Origin of the sequence: Hydrogenophaga crocea, assembly GCF_011388215.1 — a bacterium.
Classification (GTDB): Bacteria; Pseudomonadota; Gammaproteobacteria; order Burkholderiales; family Burkholderiaceae_C; genus Hydrogenophaga; species Hydrogenophaga crocea.
This window is the reverse complement of the sequence record NZ_CP049989.1, coordinates 4,219,444-4,236,398: the sequence shown is the minus strand read 5'-3', so window position 1 is coordinate 4,236,398 and position 16,955 is coordinate 4,219,444. Positions and strand designations below refer to the sequence as shown.

Genomic DNA, 16,955 nt, shown 5'->3' with positions numbered 1-16,955 from the left:
TCCGAACCCGAACCCGAGACCCGCCATGAGCTTTCACACCACCCTCGTCTCCGACACCGAATCGGCGCGCCAGCGCCTGCTCCAGACACCGATCATCCAGGGCGCCCTGCGCGGCCAGGTGTCGGTCCCGAGCTACCTCGCCTTCCTGCGCGAGGCCTACCACCACGTGCGGCACACGGTGCCCCTGCTCAAGGCCATGAAGGCCGCACTGCCCGAGCACCACCGCTGGCTCGACGCGGCGCTCGACGAGTACATCGAGGAAGAGGCCGGCCACGACGAGTGGATCCTCAACGACATCGCGGCCTGCGGCGGCGACGCCGAGGCCGTGCGCCACGGCCGGCCGTCGGCCGCCACCGAACTCATGGTGGCCTACGCCTACGACACCGTGCAGCGCGGCAACCCGCTGGGCTTCTTCGGCATGGTGCATGTGCTCGAAGGCACCAGCGTCTCGCTCGCGCTGCTCGCGGCCGACGCCATCCAGCGCCCGCTGAACCTGCCCGACAGCGGCTTCTCCTACCTGCGCTCGCACGGCACGCTCGACCAGGAGCACACCGCGCACTTCGCGCTGCTGATGGACCAGATCGCCGACCCCAAGGACCAGCAGGCCATCGTGCACGCCGCGCGCATGTTCTACGGGCTCTACGCCAACGTGTTCGCCAGCCTGCCGCTGCCCCAGGCGCAGGCCGGCGCCCCCGCCGAGGCGGCCGCATGATGCCGGCCGGCTCGCGGGTGCTGCTCACCGGCGCCACCGGCGGCATCGGCCGCGCCATGCTGCGCGCGCTGCGCCGCAGCGGCGCCGCCACCATGGGTGTGTCGCGATCGCCCGCCGACTTCACCGCGGCCGACGCGGCCGACCAGCCGCAGGTCTGGGTGCAGGGCGACCTGTCGCGGCCCGAAGACATCGACCGCGTGGCGCGTTCGGCCACCGCCTGGGGCGCCGACACCCTGGTGCATGCCGCGGGCGTGCCCGCCTTCGGCGCCTTCGACGAGCTCGACCCGGCCGAGGTCGCGCGCGTGCTGCAGCTCAACCTGTGGTCGCCGATCGCGCTCACCCGGGCCCTGCTGCCGCACCTGCGCCAGATGCCCCAGGCCCGCATCGTGTTCGTGGGCTCGGCGCTCGGGCGCATCGGCGTGCCGGGTTCGGCGGTGTACGGCGCCAGCAAGGCCGGCCTGCACCGGCTGGCCGAAGCGCTGCGGCGCGAACTCGCCGGCAGCGCCGTGGGCGTGCAGTGGCTGGCGCCCCGGGCCACACGCACCGCGTTCAACAGCGCGCGCAGCGAGGCCTTCAACCGGGCCACGCAGACGCACAGCGACCCGCCCGAGGTGGTGGCCCAGGCGCTGATCGAGCTGCTGCGCAGCGGCGCCGCCGAACGCCACATCGGTTTTCCCGAACGCCTCGCGGTGCGCCTGAACGGCGTGCTGGGCCCGCTCATGGACGCGGGTTTCCGCAAGCACCGCGACGCGCTCCTGTCCCTGCCCTCCGAAGGAAGCTCCTCATGAAACGCCACACCTTTTTTGCCCCGCTGCTGGCCTGCGCCCTGGCGCTGCCGCTGTTCGCCGCCCATGCCGCCCCGGTCGACGACGCCGTGTCCACGCTGCAGCACGACTGGGAAACCATCCGCTACCAGGCGCCGCCCAAGGAGCGTGAGAAGCGCTTCGAGTCCCTGAGCGCCAAGGCCCGCGAAACCAGCCAGGCCTTCGCCGACCGCAGCGAGCCGCTGGTGTGGGAAGGCATCATCGTGAGCTCCTGGGCCGCCGAACGCGGCGGCATGGGCGCGCTCTCGCTCGTGAAGCAGGCCAAGGCGCTGTACGAGAAGGCGATCGAGATCGACGGCAAGGCGCTCGACGGCTCGGCCTACGCGAGCCTGGGTGTGCTGTACCACAAGGTGCCGGGCTGGCCCATCGGCTTCGGCGACAAGGCCAAGGCCGAGGCGCTGTTCAAGCAGGCGCTGGCGATCAACCCCAACGGCATCGACCCCAACTTCTTCTACGCCGAACTGCTCGCCGACACCGGCCGCGCCGACCAGGCCAAGGTCTACCTGGACCGCGCGCTGGCCGCCCCGGCGCGCCCCGGCCGCCCGCTGGCCGACGCGGGCCGCCGCGACGAGATCAAGGCCCTGCAGGCCAAGCTGGTCAGCGCGCGCTGAAGCGCGTGCCGTGGCCCGCGCCTCAGCCCCGGGCCCGCACCACCGTGATGGGCACCGGCGCCGCGCGCACCAGGTCGAGCGAGACCGAGCCGAGCACCCGATCGCCCAGGCCGCTGGCGCCCGCGCCCATCACGATCGCGTGCACGCCGTGGCGCTCGGCCACGTCGAGCAGGGCCTGCGCGACCTCACCGGTCTGCACCACCTCCTGCTCGAAGGCCACGCCCGCCGCGGCCAGCAGCTGCTGCGCGGGCTTGAGCAGGTCGCGCCCCGCGCCGTCGGCCACGCGCTGCAGCACGGCCGGGTCGGGCGCGGTCACCACCTCGTAGAGTGAAGCGCTTTCCTGCACATTGGCCAGCACGCAACGCAGCCGCAGGCCCTGGCCCACCAGCTGCAGCACGTGGTGCACTGCCGCGAGCGCCTCGGGCGAACCATCGATGGGGATCAGGACCTTGTGCATGGGCGACTCCTGTGGCGGTCAGTAAGGGCGTTCGTTGAAGACGCACCAGTACAACTCGATGTGCCCGGCGACCTCGATGAACTTGTTGAAGCTGACCGGCTTCTCGATGTAAGAGTTCACGCCCAGGTCGTACGCGGCCTTGAGGTCGCGGTCGTCGCGCGAGGACGTGAGCACCACCACCGGCACGTGCCGCGCCTGCGGGTGCTCGCGAAAGGCCTTGAGCACCTCCAGGCCGCTCGCGCGCGGCAGGTTGATGTCGAGCAGCACCACGGCCGGCATGGGCTCGCCCGCGGCCCAGCGCGGCAGCCAGGCCAGCGCCTCTTCGCCGTCGCGCGCGACGATGATCTCGTTGGAGAAGTTGCGCTTGCTGAACGCACGCAGCGTGAGGTCGAGGTCCATCGGGTTGTCCTCGACCAGCAGGATGGGCCGCAGCGGCACCTGTCGTGAGCTCATGACGGGAACTCCAGGAAAAACGTGGCGCCCTGGCCGGGCTCGCTCTCGGCCCACACACGGCCGCCCATGCGCTGCATGGCCTTGGCCACCAGCGCCAGGCCCACGCCGGTGCCGGGGTAGTCCTCGGCGCGCTGCAGGCGCTGGAAGATGCCGAAGATGCGGTCGTGGTACTTCATGTCGAAGCCCACGCCCTGGTCACGCACCCACACCAGGTGGCGATCGCCTTCGCGCCGCGCACCCACCTCGACCTGCGGCGGCTGGCCCGGCTGCGCGAACTTGAGCGCATTGCCCACGAGGTTGCGCAGCACCACGGCCAGGCCTTCGCGGTCGGTCATGAGCGAGATCTCGGGCACGTTCACCGCCACGCGCGCGCCACTGCGTTCGAGGTCGGCGCCGAACTCGTCGAGCACACGCGCCACCGTGGCGTGCAGGTTCATGGTCTGCGGATCGAGCGTGCGGCGTTCCATGCGCGAATAGGCCAGCAGGTCGTTGATGAGCGCGCTCATCTGGCCCACCCCCCGCCGGATGCGGACGATGAAACCGCGCGCGTCGTCGTCGAGTGTGGGGCCGTACTCCTCTTCGAGCAACTGGCTGTAGCCGTCGATGCCGCGCAGCGGCGCCTTCAGGTCGTGCGACACGGTGTAGGTGAAGGCCTCGAGTTCGCGGTTGGCCACGCTGAGCTGCTCGGTGCGTTCGGCCACGCGGCGCTCGAGCTCGGCATTGGTCTGCTGCAGCGCGATCTGCGCGCGCTTGAGTGCCGTGATGTCGAGCAAGGTGCCCGAGTAGCGCGAGCCGCCCTCGGGCGTGCGGTGGTGTTCGAGGCTGGCGCGGAACCAGCGCTCGGGACCGAGGTCGGGGTGGCGGCGGAATTCGGTGTGCATCACGCCGCCACCGCTGCCGGCCGAGCGCATGAAGTCGGCGATGCGCTCGCGGTCGCCCGGGTGCAGGCAGTCCAGGTAGTCCGGGAGCGTGGCCGGCGGCCCGAGCGCGGGGTCGCGCCCGATGTTGCGGAACATCTGGTTCGACCACAGCACCAGGCGCTGCCCGGCGTCGTACTGCCAGCTGCCCAGGCCCGCAAGGCCTTCGGCCTGCTCCAGCAGCGCCTTCTGCTCGCGCAAGGCCTCGCTGGACTGCAGGGCCTCGGTGATGTCCTGCACGGTGGCGAACAGGCGCTGCAGCGAACCGTCGGCCGCGCGCACGGCGCGCACGTCCAGCAGCGTGTGCACCAGGCGCCCGTCGCCGCGCACGAAGCGCTTCTGCATCATGTAGTGGTCGGTCTTGCCGTCCATCATGGCCTGCAGCAGCTCGAGGTTGCGGTCCAGATCGGGCTGGGGCGTGAAGGCGGTCCACGGTGTGTTGATCAGGTGCTCGCGCGTGTAGCCCAGGATCTCGCACAGGCGGTCGTTCACTTGCAGCCACTGCTTGCTGCCGGGCGACGAGATGCCCATGCCGATGAAGGGCAGGTCGTAGAACAGGCGCTGCACCTCGCTTTGCTCGCGCAGCGCGAACTGGGCCTGCTTCTGGGCCGTGATGTCGAGCAGGATGCCGCTGATGCTGTCGATGTCGCCATCGGCGCGGCGCGCGATCGAGGTGCGGTCGTCGATCCAGGCGTAGCCGCCGTCGGCGCGGCGCAGCCGGTATTCCTGCCGGTACTCGTTGCGCCCGGCGGCCCAGTGGGCCGCGATCTCGGCGTTCATCTGGGCCACGTCGTCGGGATGCACGAGATCGTCCCAGTCGATCGCGCCATTGAGCAGCTCCTCGGGCGCGTAGCCCCACTGGGCCACGTTGCGGCTCAGGTAGGTCATGGGCCAGCCGGGCCGGTTGGCCCATTCGATCACCACCGCGGGCGAGCGGTCGACCAGCGCGTGCAGCTGCCGCAGTTGCTGCTGCTGTTGCTGCAGGCGCTCGGCCATGCGGTCGGCCTCGGCGCCGATCTGGCCGAGTTCGTCCTGTCCGCGCAGGCCGGTGCGGTGGTCGAGCCGGCCTTCGCCGAACGCCGCGAGCGTGGCCGACAGGCGTTGCGCGCGGCGGAACCACAGCAGGTGCAGCAGCACCGCGAGCGCCGCCACCACCACCAGCATGAGCAGCGATTCGCGCAGCACCTCGTGGCGCAGCTGGGCATGGCGCTGGGCCAATGGCACGCCGAGGTCGACCACGGTGAACAGGCGCGACCCCGTGGGGTACGGCACCACGCCCACCAGCTCGTCGGTGCCGGCGCGCCGCTGCACCAGCACCGGCAGGGTCGGGCCGCTCACCGGGCCCTGGGCGAACTCGCGCAGGTGGGCCAGCTCGGGCCGCTCGTTCAGCAGCGCCTCGAAGGGGCGGCCGGCGTCCTTGCGCTCCAGCGCCGCGATCACCATGCCGTCGGCGCGCACCAGCATCGCCTCGGCCAGGCCTTGGTAACGCGCCAGGCCGTCGATCACCTGCTGCACCAGCGGCTGGGGCGTGTCGGGGTTCTGCAGCCGCATGCGCGTCTGCTCCATCACCAGGCGTTCGAACAGGCGGCGCGACTCGGCCTGCTCCACCTGGGTGCCGAGGTCGCGCAGACCGCTGAGGTAGTTGACGCCGGTCGCCGCCAGGGCGAACAGGCCGAACAGCACGGGAAGCCACCAGCGGCCCGGCGGCGTCCAGCGGTCGGCCCGCGGGCTCATGCCGCGCGCTCCCGCGTGGCCGCGGTCAGGCGCCGCAGCCCTTGCTCCCCTGATGGCGTCGTGTCGATCATGCCGTTGCCTCGCGCCGCGGCAGCATACCTTGCTCTGGTATCAATCAGGTGGCCGGCGTGGCCAGTGGCAGCGACACCACGAAGCACGCGCCCTGCCCGGGCTCGCTCTGCGCCACGATGCCGCCGCCATGCGCTTCGGCGATCTGGCGCGCCAGCGCCAGGCCCAGGCCGGTGCCCTCGTATTCGCTCTTGAGGTGCAGGCGCTGGAAGGGCTGGAACAGCCGGCCCAGGTGCTCGGGCGCGATGCCCAGGCCGTTGTCCTGCACGCGCACCGTGGCCCAGCCCTCGCGCGCGCTGGCGCTCACGTGCACGCGCGGCGTGCGCTCGCGCGGCACGAACTTCATGGCGTTGGTGAGCAGGTTCTGGAACAGCAGCGCGAGCAGGTTGGGGTGGCCCATGACCACGGGCAGCGGCTCGATCGTGAGCTCGGCGTTGGTGGCCGCCACGCGCGCCGCAAGCGCGTCGCGCAGCTCGGCGAGCACACGGTCCAGCGCCACCTCGACCGGGCGCTCGGGCTCCCCGCCCTGCAGCCGCGCGTAGCGCACCACGTCGTCGAGCAGGGTGCGCATGCGCTCGCTGGCGCGCAGCACCAGGCGCATGTACTGGTGCGCGTCGGGCGGCAGCAGCGCGCCGTGGTCTTCGTCGATCAGGCCCACGAACTGCGCGATGGTGTTGAGCGGCTCGCGCAGGTCGTGCGAGGCGATGCGCACGAACTGCACCAGGCTTTCGTTGGCCTGGCGCAGCTGGTCGGCGGTGCGCTGCAGGCGGTCGTGGCTTTCGCGCAGGTCTTCCACCGCCACCGCGAGCTTGAAGCGGTCCATGGCCGACATCTGCTTGAGCTGGTCGTTGGCCTGCTTCAGGCGCAGCTGGGTGCGCGCGCGGGCCTGCACGATCGCGGGGTGGATGGGCTTGGCGATGAAGTCGGCCGCGCCCTTGTCGAGGCCCGCCTGCTCGAAATCGGCCTCGGCGTGGCTGGTGACCATGATCACGGGCAGGCCCGCGAGCACCGGATCGGCCTTGATGGCGTCGAGCACCTCGAAGCCCGAGAGTCCGGGCATCTGCGCGTCGAGCAGCACCAGGTCGGGCACGCTTTCGGCGATGCGGCGCAGCGCGTCGTGGCCGTGGGTGGCAAAGCGCAGCCGGCCCAGCGGGCGCAGCACCTTGGCCAGCGCCTGCACCATGCCGGGGTCGTCGTCGACGATGAGGATGTCGGGCAGAACCGCGTCGTTCATGGGGTCCCTCCGCCCGAGAGTTCGGCGCCGAGCAGCGCCGCCGCGGCGCCGAAGTCCAGCGCCTCGATGCGTTCGGCGAGTTCGCCGAAGCGCGGCGAACCCAGCCGCGCCTGCAGCGGGCCGCGCTGGGTCTCGAAGTGGCTCAGGGCCTCGAGGTCGTGCTGGTCGAGCAGCGCGTGCAGGCTGGCCACGGCCGCGTCGTCGGCTGGCGCCACGTCGGCCGCGGGTTGGGTGGTCGGTTCGCTTTGCTGCAGCCAGTGGCCGGCGGCCAGCATGAGGCGGCGCAGCGCCGCCTGCATGGCCTGCCAGGGCTCGGCCAGCGCGAGCGTGGTGGCGCCGTCGCGCAGCGCGTTCTCCAGTGTGCCGGCGCGCCGGTGCAGCGCGTCGGCGGCGATCAGGCCGGCGCCGCCGCGCAGCTTGTGCACGCGCGCGGCCAGGCGCTGGCGCTCCACGTCGGGCAGGTTGTCGGGCAGGGTCTCGTCGGCAAGCGCGCCGAACTCGTCGATCAGGCGGCGCAGGCTGCGGCGCAGCAGGCCCTGGTCGCTGCCGAGGCGGCGCGCGGCCTGTTCGGCGTCGATGCCATCGATGGTGGGCCAGTCGCTGGCCAGCGCCGGCGCGTTCGCGCTGGCCGCGGCCGGGGCCGCCTGGCGCACCACGCCGCGCAGGTCGAGCAGCTCGCCCACCGTGGCCATCAGCTGCTCGGGGTCGAGCGGCTTGGTGAGGAAACGGTCCATGCCGGCTTCCATGGCGCGGCGCCGCTCCTCGGCGAGCGCGCCCGCGGTGAGCGCGATCACGGGCAGTTCGCGCAGCGCATCGTCCTCGCGCATCTGGCGCGTGGCCTGCAGGCCGTCGAGCTCGGGCATCTGCACGTCCATCAGCACCACGTCGAAGCCAGCGGGATCGTCGCGCAGCACGGCCAGGGCCTCGCGGCCGTTGCCGGCCAGGAACACCTGCGCGCCTTCGCGCAGCAGCATGTGCATGGCGATCTCCTGGTTGATCTCGCTGTCGTCGACCACCAGCAGGCGCGCGCCCGCGAGCCGTTGCCCCTGCGGCGCCTGCGGCGCGCGCTGCGACTGCAGCACGCGCCCGCTGTGGCCGTGGCGCGCCACCACGCCCTGGTGCACCGCGTTGAACAGCACCGAGGCGTTCACGGGCTTGGTGAGGATGTCGTCGGCCAGGCGCAGGCGGTCTTCGCGGGCCACGCGCTCGCGTTCGCTGGCCGAGACCATGAGCGCGGCCGGCAGGCGTTCGAGGCCGAAGCGCTCGGCCAGCGCGGCCAGGGCCTGCAGGCCGTCCATGCCCTCGCCGTGTTCGTTCTGCAGCTGCCAGTCGACCAGCATCGCATCGGGCAGCGGCTGGCCCTGGGCCACGCGGCGCTCGGCCCAGGCCAGCATGGCCTCGGCCGATTCGCACGATTCGGTGCGCCAGCCGAAGGCGCGCGCCATGTCGACCAGGGCCTGGCGCTCACCGGCCACGTCGTCGACCACCAGCACCTCGAGCGCGGCGCTGCCCGGTGCGGGCAGCGCGCTGTCGGCGTGCATGAGCACCTCGAACCAGAAGCGGCTGCCCTGGCCCGGTGTGCTCTCCACACCGATGCGCCCCTGCATGAGCTCGACCAGGCGGCGCACGATGGACAGGCCCAGGCCGGTGCCGCCGTGGCGGCGCGAGGTCGAGGCGTCGGCTTGGGAGAAAGGCTGGAACAGGCGCGCCTGCACCTCGGGCGGAATGCCTTCGCCGCTGTCGATCACCTCGCCGAGCAGGCGCACCCCGCCGGGCCCGGCCGCTTCGGCACGCAGCCGCACGTCGATGCCGCCTTCGGCCGTGAACTTGAGCGCGTTGCCCAGCAGGTTGGTGAGGATCTGGCGCAGCCGCAGCGCATCGCCGCGCACTTGCGCGGGCAGGCTGGCGTCGCCCTGCACCAGCAGCTTCAGGCCCTTGGTCTCGGCCTGCTGGCGGAACACGGCGTCGAGCTCGGCGAGCAGTGACGCGGGCGCGAAGGGCGCTTCTTCGAGCGTGAGCGCGCCGGCCTCGATCTTGGCCATGTCGAGCACGTCGTTGACGATGCCCAGCAGCGACTGGCTCGCCATCTGCGACTTGGCCAGCAACTGCTGCTGGCGCGCGGTCAGCGGCGTGTCGCCCATGAGGTGCGACAGGCCGATGATGGCGTGCAGCGGCGTGCGGATCTCGTGGCTCATGTTGGCCAGGAACTCGCCCTTGGCGCGCGACGCCGCCTCGGCCGCATCGGTGGCGGCCACGAGGTCGGTGATGTCGATGCAGAAACCCACGGTGTGGCCGTCGGGCATGCGGTTCTCGAGCATGCGCACCACGCGGCCGCCGCGCAGGCGCTGCACGAAGGCGCTGTTGCCCGCGCGGTGCAGCTCGATGCGGTGCTCGACCCAGTCGGCGCCTTCGCCCAGGCCGTCCATGTCGACGATCTGGCTGCGCGCATGGCTGGCGCGGATGATGTCCTCGAACGGCGTGCCGGGCTGGAGCTTGTCGATCACCAGCGCGTAGAGCTCGCGGTATTTGTCGTTGCACAGCAGCAGGCGGTCGTCGGGGTCGTAGATGACGAAGGCCTCGTCCACCGTGTCGATGGCGCCGCGCAGCAGGGCCTCGCTGCGCGCCACGTTCTGCTCGGCGCGCTTGCGCTCGCTCATGTCCATGTAGGTGGTGACGAAGCCGCCGCCCGGCATGGGCGTGCCACGCACCTCGATCGGCGTGCCGTCGGGGCGCACGCGCTCGAAGCGGTGCGCCACCGGGTGGCGCGCGCGCTCGACCAGCTGCGCCACCATGACCTCCACGTCGCACGGGCCGTACTCGCCGCGCAGGGCGTTGAAGCGCATGATCTCTTCGTAGCTCGGCACGCCGCGCGCGAACAGCGCGCCCAGGCCGAGCAGGCTCACGAACTCGGTGTTCCAGGCCACCAGGCGCAGGTCGGCGTCGAAGGCGCTGAGCGCGCAGGGCATGTGTTCGAGGATGCTGTGCTGCAGCGCGTTGATGCGCAGCAGCTCGGCTTCCATCAGGTGGCGCTCGGTCACGTCCTGCATCGCGCCCACGATCTGCGAGACCGTCATGGTCTCGTCGTAGATCGGCTCGCCCACCAGGCGCACGCGCCGCGGGTTGCCGCGCGCGGTGGTGAACTGCACCTCGACGTCGAAGGGTTCGCCCTCCTTGCGCGCCAGCCGCAGGGCCTGCAGCAGCGTGCGGCGCGCCTCGCCTTCGTAGAAGCGCAGCGGCATCGAGGGCTCGATCGGGTGGTCGGGCGCGAGCTCGTGCATGGCGTACATCTGCGGCGTCCACACCACCGTCCAGGCCTTGAGGTCGAACTGCCAGCCGCCCACGCCGGCCACGCGGCCGGTGCGGTTGAGCAGCGCCTCGCTCGCGGCCAGGCGCTGCTGGGCCTCCTTGGCGGCCGTGATGTCGCGGTGCGTGCCGTACATCCACAGCGGCTGGTGGTCGTCGGTCCAGCTGTTCACGCGGCCGCGGTCCAGGATCCAGACCCAGTGGCCATCGCGGTGGCGCATGCGCAGCTCGCACTCGTAGAGGTCGATCTCGCCCGCGAAGTGGCGGTTGAGCTCGGCGCTCGAGCGGTCCTTGTCTTCGGGGTGCACCAGCTGGTGCCAGATGTTGGGGCCCAAGGCCTCGACCTCGGCCAGCGTGTGGCCCAGCATCTCGGCCCAGCGCGCGTTGTAGCGGCGCTCGCCGGTCTGCACGTTCCACTCCCAGGTGCCGGCGTTGGTGCCGCGGATGATGTTCTCGAGCCGCTGGCGCTCGTGCGACAGGCTCGCGGTGCGCTCGCGCACCTGCTGTTCCAGGCTTTCGTTGAGCAGGATCACCTCGCGCTGCGCGGCGCGTTCGTCGGTGATGTCGCGCACGATCGCCGCGGCGCCCGCGGCACTGCCGTCGGGCGCGAAGATGGGTGACAGCGTGATCGAGACCTCGACGCGGCGGCCGTCGCGCGTGCGCAGCCAGCGCTCCATGTGCGGCGCGTCGCCCGCGCCCTGCTCGCCCTGCACCTCCACCTCGGCGCCCTCGTCGTCGGGCGGCACCACCAGCGATTCGAGCGTGCGGCCCACGGCCTCCTCGGCGCTGTAGCCGAACAGCACCTGCGCCCCGCGGTTCCACGATGTGATGGCGCCGTCGTTGTCGAGGCCGATGATGGCGTCGCTGGTCTGCTCCACGATGGCGGCGAGCCGCAGGCGCTGGCGGCGCGCTTCCTCGCGCCGGCGCACGCTCACCCAGTACAGGTACAGCACCACCTGGCCCGCGAGCAGCGCCGCCGCCAGGTAGGGCAGGCGGTGGCGCAGGCCGGCCCAGGCCTGGGCCTCGACCTCGCGCTGGGGCAGCGAGACGTGAAAGCGCAGCAGGCCGATGTCGGTCTCGGGATTGGCGCGCGCCTCGGCGATGCCCACCAGCAGCACGCCGTCCGCGGCGTCGGACCAGCGCGGCGCGCCGCCCTCGCGGTACGGCGGCACGCGCTCGTGGTCGTCCTGCCAGCGGCGCGGCTTGCCCAGGTCGAAGCCGAACTGGCGCGCGGGATCGCGGTGGTGCACGTAGTCGCCCGCGGCATTGGTCACCGAGACCGAGGCGCCGGCCGGCGGTCGCGCGGGGAACTGCTGGGCCACCCGGTCGCGGTCCACGTGCATCACCACCAGGGCCACGGGCTGGTTGGCCTCGTTGAACACCGGCGTGGCGTAACGCATGGCGGCGCGGTGCGGCACGGCCACCTGGCCGCCCTCGCGGTGCAGCGCCAGGTCCGAGGTGTACACCTGCCCCGGCCCGAGCCGTTGTGCGTCGCGCAGGTCGCGCAGGCTGTCGTGCTGCTCGAGCATGGTGTGCGGCACCACGTGCACGCCGCTGTCGTTGCGCTGCACGCGCACCAGCTCGCGCCCGCCGTCGGCCAGCGACACCAGGCGCACCAGGTACACATCGGGCGTGGTCTCGAGGAAGCCGACGAAGAACTGCTGCAGCCGCGCCTCCCATTGCGCCTGCGCCGCGCGGCCGCGCGGGTCGATGCCGCCGTGGTCGAGCGCCCGCAGCGCGTCACTGACCGCGGGCGCGCCGGCGATGAAGCTCAGCGAACGGCGGCGATAGGCCTGCTGCGCCTGCGTGGCATTGGCAAAGCCGCGCGCGCTGTCGTCGAGCACGCGCTGGCGTTCGGTCACGGCCTGGCCGAGCTCGACGCGGTAACCCACGAAGGCCCAGAGCGTGAGCACCAGCGCGCTGAGCAGCAGGCTGCGGCGAAACAGCGTGCTGCGGAAGAAGTTCCACAGGCCCACGGGCGCGCGCGCGGCGGCCGACCGCGGCTCGCCGGTCCGGGCGCGTTCGGGGGTGAGGGCCGCCTCGTCGCGCTGGCCCACGATCCACAGGTACAGCGCCGCGGCCAGCGCGCTGACCAGCAGCACGCCGTAGGCGAACACGGTGAGCGGCGGTGCGCCGGCCACGCCGTCGACCAGCGCGGTGGTGGCCCGCGTGCGCACGGTCCACTGGCGGCCGTGCACCGAGAGCGCCACGGCGTGCTCGAAACCGGGCACCACCGCGCCCGTGCCATTGCGCTGGTGGAAGGGCGAGAGGTCGGCGCCGTCGGTGAGCTCGATCTGCACCTCGTGCGCGCGCGGGCCGAGCTGCGACAGCACCTCGTCGAACACCAGGGGCGCGTACACCCAGCCCACGGTTTCGCTCCAGCGGGCCTGGGGGTCGGAGCCCGGATCGGCGCGGTAGACCGGCACCAGCAGCAGCAGGCCGCGGCGCGAGCGGTCCACCCCGAGGTCGAGCGCCACCGGCGGCGTCAGGCGGGCGCGCCCGGTCTGGGCCGCGGCCATCGCGGTCTCCCGGCGCAACGGTTCGGAGCCGATGTCCAGCCCCGGCCCGCCCAGGTTTTCCTGGGTGGGGTACAGGTACTGCACCACCATGCGGTCGCCCTCGTGGGCGTCGAACTGGCGCACCCGGAACGAGGGCTGGCCGTCGGCGCGCATGGCGATCTCGAACTCGGTCAGGCGATCGGCCGGCACGCGGCGGATGAAGCCAAAACCGCGCGCGCCCGGGAATTCGGTGGCGAAGTCGCGCGTGCCGACGTAGGCCTCGAAGGCGCGGCGCCGGATGTCGGCGCCGCCGGCCGCGGCGATCGCGCCGCGCGCGCCGCGCAGGCCGTACTCGTACAGGCGCAGCCGGTCTTCGATGCGCTGCACCACCTCGGTGGTGTCGCTCTCGAGCCGTTCCTGCACGCGCGAGCGCCAATCGAGGTGCGCCCAGCCCGCGACGACGGCGCTGAGCATCACCCCCAGGCCCCAGGCCATCCAGGCCCGGCCACGCGGCGTCTGGCGCCAGCCCTTGTTCAATTCCTGCGGCTCCCGGGCCCGCGGGCCCGCGTGGGTTCAACGGTCCGGCGGCTGCGGGCAGCGACCGGTGCGGTGCGAGCGCCCGCGACGGGGCCAGCACACGCGATGCTACCGGCCTGATTCGGCAGCGCCGCGCAGAAATGAAGGGTGGAGCCGGCCCAAATACGCCGGCCAGGCGCCGTGCGGCGCCCCGGGCTCAATGGCCGGCGGTGCGGCGCAGCAGCGCGGCCGCTTCGCCGCGGTCGAGCGGCTTGATGAGGTAGCCCGTGACGCTCTGGTAGGCCTGGGCGCGCTCGCGGTCGGCCGGGTCGGACGAGGACGACAGCATGACCACCGAGGCCCCGCCGCGCTGCGCGGGCGGCAGCGCCTCGAAGGCGTCGAGGAAGGCAAAGCCGTCCATCACGGGCATGTTGATGTCGAGCAGGATCAGGGCCACGCCGTGGTCGGGCCGGCCCAGGTGGTCCAGGGCGTCCTGGGCGCGCTCGAAGGCCAGGACTTCGCAGGGTTCGCCGCAGCGTTGCAGCGTGACGCGGGTGTAGAGCAGGTCGCTGTCGTTGTCGTCGACCATCATCACGCGGGTGGACATTCGGGCTCCAGGGGGCATTCGGGCGCAAAACCCGAACTGTACGCGGGCCGCGCCCGCTCCCCCATCTCCGCCCCCGCCGGATCCCCGGCCAGCAGCCCCGCCAGCAGCTGCGGCACCTCGTACAACGCCCGGTTGCGGCGCGCGCCCACGCGCGCCCGGAAGGCCGGCAGATCGGCCATCAGCGCGGCCACGGCGGCGCCGATGCCGCGGTGGCTGCGCGCCACCAGGCCCAGGCCGTGTTCGAGCACCCACTGCGGGTTGTAGCGCTCCTGCGGCATGGTCCAGGCGTTGTCGACCACGATCACCGGCAGGCCGCGCTGCACCGCTTCGCTCACGCTGCCGGGGCCGGGCTTGCCAATGAAGAAATCGGCCAGGTCCATGAGCTGCGGCACCTCGGTGGTGAAGCCCACCACGTGGCGCGGGGCGGGCGCGGGCAGGGCCTGCAGCCGCCGCGCCAGCGCCGCGTTGTGGCCGCAGATGAGGATGAGCTGCACGCCGGGCAGTTGCCGCGCGAGGGTGAGCATGGCGCGCGAGCCGTGGCCGCCGAACAGCACCAGGCCGGTGGGGCGATCGGGATCGAGCCCGAGGGCGCGTCGCGCGGCGGCGCGGTCGGCCACAGGCGGTCGGTAGAAATCGGGCCGCAGGATCATGCCGCTGGTGGCGTGCACCCGCCCGGGCGGGTGGCCCGCGGCCAGGGCCTGCTGCACCGCGCGCGGCGTGCCGCAGACGACGTGCTGGGGCTGGCCGGGTTCGATCCAGAAGTGCGGCGGGTGGTCGGCGAGGTCGGTGAGCACGGTGGCGTAGGGCACACCGGGCCGGGCCTGCGCGAGCGCGGCGCACATTGCGCGGTTGAAGTTGGGGATGAGCGAGACGACGAGGTCGGGCCGGGTGCTGCGCCAGTGGGCGGCGAGGCGGCGCGTGAGCGTGGGGTGCGAAACGCGGATCAGCGCCTGCAGCAGCTTGAGTTCTTGCGCCATGCCCAGGGTCCAGCCGCGCGCGAGGCGGCGGTTGTACCAGTCTTCGGGGGCCATGCCGGTGAGCTGGCGGAAGCGGCCCTGGGGGTCGAGCACCTCGAACAGGTTGACCAGGCGCACGTTCCACGGGCGGGCCTGCTCCTTGAGCACGGCCTGCAAGGCGAGCGCGGAAGCGCGGTGGCCGCCGCCGGCGTTGAAGTAAACGAGGTCGACCTGCTGCATGGGCGCAGGCTAGGGGGCGCGTGCGACGTTTGTGTGACGGGTGGGTGTCGGTGGGGTTTCAGGGCGGTGGGGGGTTTCACGCCGGCGGGTGCCAGGGGCAGGCGCTGTGGCGGGGCGGCTTCGGTGCCGTGCCCCTGCGGGGTTCCCTGCGATGCTCGGACGACCGGCCCGGCGGCAGAACTCGCTGCGCGCCCTTCGGCCGCTCCGCTCAAACAGCTGCCGCCAGTCAGATCACGAAGCGCGCTGCGCGCGCGGGCCGATCGTCCTGCGCTTCTCGGCACGGCACAGGCGCCACCCCGCCACAGCGCCCACCCCTGGCACAGCGAGCATGGTGGGGGTGCGGTGCGAAGAGAAGAGATGGCGAGTCTGCTTTGGGCACTTGGCTGACATTCAGTTTGGCCATTGGCGATTCAGCAAGCGGTCACCTAGGGCGTAAGGGTGGGGATCAAGTGCCTGGATGCCTCGGTTTCGGTCAGTTGATGGGGTCATCTAGGAAAGAGGTAGCGAGGCTGCCCGCCGTTCCGTCCGCGAATGAACAGGCGGACATTCAGTTGATGAAAGCCAGTCATGTCGATCGATGTATCCGGATTGAACCCAATGAGGGGGTATCCATCACGACCTAGAAAAACTGCCTGTAATCGACCTCGAGACGCGAGCAGTGCGGTGTCAACCTGACCGACTAAATTGTGTCGAGTTTGACCCGCGAAGTTGTCCATAAAGATCGCCGGAAAGGCGACCCCTCCGGCAAGTGAAGCGTGATCAGGCTCCTTCTTCAAATCGACTGACGGATCGTCCACATAGTAGAACTGCGAACCATCGAATAGCGTCCTGTTCTGGTCTTCTATGAGCTTGAGATTGACCCAGCTGGAGAGGCGTCTTGCAGCATGCCATTTGTCGGCCATACGCAGCACCACCTGGGTGAGCATGATTAGCGCGGCTTCAACCGCAAGTCGATCACTTTGGCCTTCGGCGGGAGCGAAGTACGCGCGACCGTCTTTCGCGTGGAACAGCGGAAGGCGCGCCCCTTCGTAGACCGTATGGAGGAAGTGCTGTACTGGGTCCGTAGCGGTTGCTGGCACCAGAGAGGCCAAATCGAGATCCGTAGCCGCAGATGCCATGGAGGCCCGAAGCCAATTGATCTCCTGCCCCCGGCCCTTCGGATACCTGCTCGACAACAGACTCTCAAACGCCAAATACATGTTGCGGTAGGCGTCGTACAGATCGTCAGACGCCTGCGCGAGTCGATAGAAGCGAAACGCCAGATGGTGCGTAGGCGCAACGCGGACTGGCGGGACAACATTCCCGTCTGCGTCTCTGACTGTGATCTCTATGGGTCCTGCCTTGAGAGTGAACGTGGCTGTCGACACCAAAGAAACACAGTTGCGGCCCGAAGAGCACCACCAAGCAATGTGTTCGTCTTGCGCATCTCGAGTGACAAGATCGCCACGCCCAAGCACAGAGAGCATGTCCAGCGCCTCTTGCGCAATCACTGTTCCTCTAGAGATTGCTTCTTCTTCATTCGTCGCCCCGCTGAATCTACAAACAACGTGCGGAGAGTCAGGTGCGGCCTGCACGTAGCAACGTCCGTACGCGCCAGATACTGCCTCAGTCGGAGCTTTGACCAGCAGTAGCGCGACGCCAGAGTCAAACCCTTCATCGAAGGAGAACGTAAGTGATCCGATCGCAGGCATGTGGTGAGCCTACTTGAAAGCTGCTGGTTATCAACGTCCGCTCCCAGTCGAAGACCGCTGTTCGTTATATCCAACGTTTCCGCCATTCCCGCCACCCGAACGCTCACCCCTCTCTTGTCAGGGCGGTGGCGGT

General features: G+C 71.1%; 11 protein-coding genes. 3 read left to right on the top strand and 8 right to left on the bottom strand.

The genetic code is table 11. The annotated features are described in order from the left end of the window. The first annotated feature begins 25 nt into the window (after nucleotides 1–25). Genes G9Q37_RS20115 through G9Q37_RS20105 form a run of 3 tightly spaced genes read left to right on the top strand, consistent with a single transcriptional unit; the run spans nucleotide 26 to nucleotide 2,147 of the window. The gene (locus G9Q37_RS20115; protein WP_166230127.1) at nucleotides 26–712 is read left to right on the top strand and encodes an iron-containing redox enzyme family protein; all 687 of its coding nucleotides are present in this window, start codon (nucleotides 26–28) and stop codon (nucleotides 710–712) included. Next, nucleotides 709–1,500, top strand: coding sequence for an SDR family oxidoreductase (locus G9Q37_RS20110; protein WP_166230125.1), 792 nt, complete (start codon nucleotides 709–711; stop codon nucleotides 1,498–1,500). The genes G9Q37_RS20115 and G9Q37_RS20110 overlap by 4 nt, the downstream gene beginning before the upstream one ends. Then, nucleotides 1,497–2,147, top strand: a complete 651-nt coding sequence (locus tag G9Q37_RS20105) for a tetratricopeptide repeat protein (protein WP_166230123.1) — start codon at nucleotides 1,497–1,499, stop codon at nucleotides 2,145–2,147. Before G9Q37_RS20110 ends, G9Q37_RS20105 begins: the two co-directional genes overlap by 4 nt. A 22-nt stretch (nucleotides 2,148–2,169) precedes the next feature. On the opposite strand, the gene G9Q37_RS20100 is transcribed toward G9Q37_RS20105, so the two are convergent. The 8 genes from G9Q37_RS20100 to mauJ all read right to left on the bottom strand — a co-directional run bounded on the left by G9Q37_RS20100 (nucleotide 2,170) and on the right by mauJ (nucleotide 16,822). After that, nucleotides 2,170–2,604, bottom strand: a complete 435-nt coding sequence (locus tag G9Q37_RS20100; protein WP_166230121.1) for a universal stress protein — start codon at nucleotides 2,602–2,604, stop codon at nucleotides 2,170–2,172. An 18-nt stretch (nucleotides 2,605–2,622) separates the two neighbouring features. Beyond that, nucleotides 2,623–3,057: a response regulator gene (locus G9Q37_RS20095; protein WP_166230119.1), complete on the bottom strand. Its 435-nt coding sequence runs from the start codon at nucleotides 3,055–3,057 to the stop codon at nucleotides 2,623–2,625. Continuing rightward, on the bottom strand, nucleotides 3,054–5,708 hold the full coding sequence (locus G9Q37_RS20090) for a PAS domain-containing protein (protein WP_166230117.1): 2,655 nt from the start codon (nucleotides 5,706–5,708) through the stop codon (nucleotides 3,054–3,056). The genes G9Q37_RS20095 and G9Q37_RS20090 overlap by 4 nt, the downstream gene beginning before the upstream one ends. Before the next feature lie 115 nt (nucleotides 5,709–5,823). Beyond that, complete coding sequence (locus G9Q37_RS20085) at nucleotides 5,824–7,011, bottom strand: sensor histidine kinase (protein WP_166230115.1); 1,188 nt, start codon at nucleotides 7,009–7,011, stop codon at nucleotides 5,824–5,826. After that, a complete protein-coding gene (locus tag G9Q37_RS20080; protein WP_166230113.1) occupies nucleotides 7,008–13,349 on the bottom strand; it encodes a PAS-domain containing protein in 6,342 nt (2,113 codons plus the stop codon). Before G9Q37_RS20080 ends, G9Q37_RS20085 begins: the two co-directional genes overlap by 4 nt. Before the next feature lie 196 nt (nucleotides 13,350–13,545). Beyond that, on the bottom strand, nucleotides 13,546–13,935 hold the full coding sequence (locus tag G9Q37_RS20075) for a response regulator (RefSeq protein ID WP_166230111.1): 390 nt from the start codon (nucleotides 13,933–13,935) through the stop codon (nucleotides 13,546–13,548). Further along, nucleotides 13,920–15,131, bottom strand: a complete 1,212-nt coding sequence (locus G9Q37_RS20070) for a glycosyltransferase (protein ID WP_166230109.1) — start codon at nucleotides 15,129–15,131, stop codon at nucleotides 13,920–13,922. Before G9Q37_RS20070 ends, G9Q37_RS20075 begins: the two co-directional genes overlap by 16 nt. A gap of 485 nt (nucleotides 15,132–15,616) precedes the next feature. Continuing rightward, nucleotides 15,617–16,822 (bottom strand): methylamine utilization protein MauJ, encoded by a 1,206-nt coding sequence (mauJ, locus tag G9Q37_RS20065; protein WP_166230107.1) that lies wholly within the window; start codon nucleotides 16,820–16,822, stop codon nucleotides 15,617–15,619. Between the last annotated feature and the right edge of the window lie 133 nt (nucleotides 16,823–16,955).